The organism is Sphingorhabdus sp., from assembly GCF_044354325.1.
In the GTDB taxonomy this organism is placed as follows: Bacteria; Pseudomonadota; Alphaproteobacteria; order Sphingomonadales; family Sphingomonadaceae; genus Sphingorhabdus_B.
In genome coordinates this window covers 1-3,223 of record NZ_JBILAF010000161.1, presented here as the reverse complement: position 1 = coordinate 3,223, position 3,223 = coordinate 1, and the positions used below count along the sequence as shown (strand labels likewise).

Below are 3,223 nucleotides of genomic sequence, written 5' to 3'. Positions count from 1 at the left end.
AATTCGCGCGGCGAAAATGGTGGCTGCAATGGGCGGCGCAAAGAAGCTGCTCGCGGTGGCCAAAAAGGCGATGAAGGCGGGTGACTATCGCTGGTCCTCGGACCTGTTGAACCAATTGGTCTTTGCCGATCCCAAAAATGTTGAAGGCCGGGCTTTGCTAGCCGACAGCTATGAACAGCAAGGTTTTCAGGCTGAGTCCGCGATTTGGCGTAATATGTTCCTGACCGGTGCGGCCGAGCTACGGCAAGGCATGAAGGCGGGCGTAAGTACGCAAAGCATCGACATGATTTCAGCGATACCAACCGGCCTGTTGCTCGATTCTGTCGCCACACGACTGGATCCGACAATTATTGGCAATACGTCGCTGAACCTGAACTTTGTGATTTCGGACCGGAAAGAGACCGCGAAAATCACAGTCGGCAACGCTGTGATGATCAGCGAAATGGGAACAGGCCATGCTGCACCCGCAGTAACCATATCCGGACCGCGTCAGTTGTTCCTTGCTTTGTTGTTCCTGAAAATGCCGGCAGCGCAATTGCAAATGGCTGGGCTGAAGATTGAAGGCGACCGGTCTGTCGTTGATAAGTTGCAGGCGGCGCTTGACCCGATGCCGGGCCCATTCAAGATCGCCGAACCTTAAGGCATTACATTTCCCCGCGTTCGCGGCGGATTGCGTACCATTTTTTGACGTTGGCGTTGTGTTGTTGCAGCGTGTCGGCAAACACATGTCCGCCCTTGCCATCGGCGACGAAGAACAAGGCGCTGGTCGCTTGCGGGTTCAGCACGGCAGCAATCGCCGCGCGTGACGGATTGGCAATGGGGCCCTTTGGCAGACCCGTCATCGCGTATGTGTTATAGTCGTTGACGTCGCCTATTTCGGATTTGCGGATGCGGCGACCAAGCGGTTTGCCTTTGGTAATCGGGTAAATGATGGTCGGATCAGCCTGAAGCATCATGCCCTTGCGCAGGCGATTGGAATATACCCCAGCCACAATCCGCAGTTCGGATTTTAGCGCGGTTTCCTTTTCGACAATCGACGCCAGCGTCAACGCCTCGAGCCGTGTTTTAACGACCGTGTTCGGGCTACGCTCTGGCCAAAGCTCGTCCATTGTCTTTGTCATCGCGTCTTGCATGCGTTTGAGCACGGCAGCGCGCGGCTCGCCTACGCCAAAGGCATAGCTGTCGGGAAGCACGGAGCCTTCGGCCGGCATTGCGATAGTGCCGCTGAGGCGGTCATTCGCCATCAACCGTTCGTAGACCATGATCGAGGGCATCCCCTCGGGGATCGTGACCATCCGCTGGACGGTTTTGCCGCCGGTGAGGATGGACAATATCTCGGAATTCGACGCCTGCGGTTGGATGATGAACTCGCCAGCCTTAATCGTGCTGGTGCCGCCAAAGATCCGCGCGCGGTTCACGAACGCATCGGCGGACTTGATGACGCCGTCTTTTTCAAGCTGCTGTGCGGCCAGGGTAATGCTTGAGCCGGGCTTGATAACGACAGTCACTTCGCGCTCCAGCGGACCGGGTGCGGTCCAGCCGTAGATGAAGTTGCCCGCAATGATAGCAAGCAGCAGCGCCGCTGCTAATATCGCCCATCTGGCGAGGCGGCGCATATCGTCAGATAGCCTTCATGATCAAGCTGGCATTGGTACCGCCAAAGCCAAAGCTGTTGTTCAAAACAGCCTTCACTTCGCGCTTTTTCGCCACATGCGGCACCAAGTCGACGCCTTCTGTGCCTTCATCCGGATTGTCCAGATTGAGCGTTGGCGGAACGATTTGGTCGCGGAGCGCGAGGATGCAGAAAATGCTTTCGACCGCGCCAGCGCCGCCCAAAAGATGGCCAATGGCGGACTTGGTCGAGCTCATGGAGACGTTGGCAATCGCATCACCAAATAGGCGCTTCACAGCGCCAAGTTCGATGGTGTCGGCCATCGTCGATGTGCCATGGGCGTTGATATAATCAATATCGCTTGGCGTCATGCCCGCCTTTTTCAACGCCATCTGCATCGAACGATAGGCGCCGTCGCCATCGGGGTGCGGCGCGGTGACGTGATAGGCATCGCCCGAGAGGCCATAGCCAACAACTTCGGCGTAGATTTTTGCACCGCGCGCCTTTGCGTGCTCATATTCTTCCAGAACGATAACGCCTGCGCCTTCACCCATAACAAAACCGTCACGGTCCTTGTCATACGGGCGGCTTGCGGCTTCGGGGCGATCGTTAAAGCTCATGTTCAGCGCGCGTGCTTGCGCAAAGCCCGCAATACCAAGTGGGTTGATCGTGCCCTCTGCGCCGCCAGCCAACATAATGTCGGCGTCATCGTCGCGGATCATGCGGGCTGCATCACCAATGGAGTGCGCGCCGGTGGAACAGGCGGTCACCACGGCGTGATTGGGGCCTTTTAGGCCATATTTAATGCTGACCTGACCAGAGATCAGGTTGATGAGCCGGCCATGCACAAAATGCGGGCTGACGCGGCCGGGGCCTTTTTCCGCGAGCAACAATGCTTCGCTTTCAATGCCGGGCAGACCGCCAATGCCGGATCCGATGGAGCAGCCAGCGCGTACCTTTTGTTCTTCGGTCAATTCGGTGAGACCGGCATCTTCTAATGCCTGACCTGCGGCATCGATGCCGTAAATGATAAAGGGATCCACCTGCCGCTGAACTTTGTGGTCAACGCGCTTGTCGGGGTCAAAGCCCCAAGCGTGGTCCTTTGGCTTCACCTCGCAGGCAATATGACATTTATGGTCGCTGGCGTCAAAACGCGTAATCATGCCTGCGCCGGATTTCCCAGCAATCAGATTGGACCATGTCGTTTCGACATCAGCCCCCAAAGGTGTGACCAGACCCAGTCCAGTGACCACGACACGACGCATTGCGTTATCTCCAAAATGCTAATCTTCGCAGCCCAATACCGCGAACAAGTGCCAAAATGCAAACGGCTTTCCGACGGTAGCGCTGTTGACGCCGGTCGGAAAGCCGCTGGAATTTATAACTGCCCGCGCGACACAGCGCGCGAGACGGTTCAGCCGTTGCTGTTGATGAAGTCGATTGCGTCCTTGACGGTAGCGATCTTTTCAGCCGCATCGTCAGGGATTTCAACGTTGAATTCTTCTTCGAACGCCATGACGAGTTCGACGATGTCGAGGCTGTCTGCGCCAAGATCGTCGATGAAGCTTGCAGCTTCCGTGACCTTGTCAGCTTCAACGCCGAGATGCTCAA

4 protein-coding genes are annotated in these 3,223 nt (G+C 56.7%); 1 reads left to right on the top strand and 3 read right to left on the bottom strand.

Annotation, left to right across the window (positions count from 1 at the left end; genetic code table 11):
• On the top strand, positions 1 to 640 hold a 640-nt coding region (locus ACIQ0G_RS10740; RefSeq protein WP_397577897.1), incomplete at its 5' end, for an alkyl sulfatase dimerization domain-containing protein.
• A 4-nt stretch (positions 641 to 644) separates the two neighbouring features.
• Here ACIQ0G_RS10740 and mltG read toward each other — a convergent pair.
• From mltG to ACIQ0G_RS10725, 3 genes are all read right to left on the bottom strand, one after another.
• Positions 645 to 1,616, bottom strand: coding sequence for an endolytic transglycosylase MltG (gene mltG, locus ACIQ0G_RS10735; RefSeq protein ID WP_397577896.1), 972 nt, complete (start codon positions 1,614 to 1,616; stop codon positions 645 to 647).
• A 4-nt stretch (positions 1,617 to 1,620) separates the two neighbouring features.
• Positions 1,621 to 2,877 (bottom strand): beta-ketoacyl-ACP synthase II, encoded by a 1,257-nt coding sequence (fabF, locus tag ACIQ0G_RS10730; protein ID WP_183939614.1) that lies wholly within the window; start codon positions 2,875 to 2,877, stop codon positions 1,621 to 1,623.
• A 149-nt stretch (positions 2,878 to 3,026) separates the two neighbouring features.
• Positions 3,027 to 3,223: acyl carrier protein (locus tag ACIQ0G_RS10725; RefSeq protein ID WP_397577895.1), on the bottom strand; the 197-nt coding region annotated here is incomplete at its 5' end.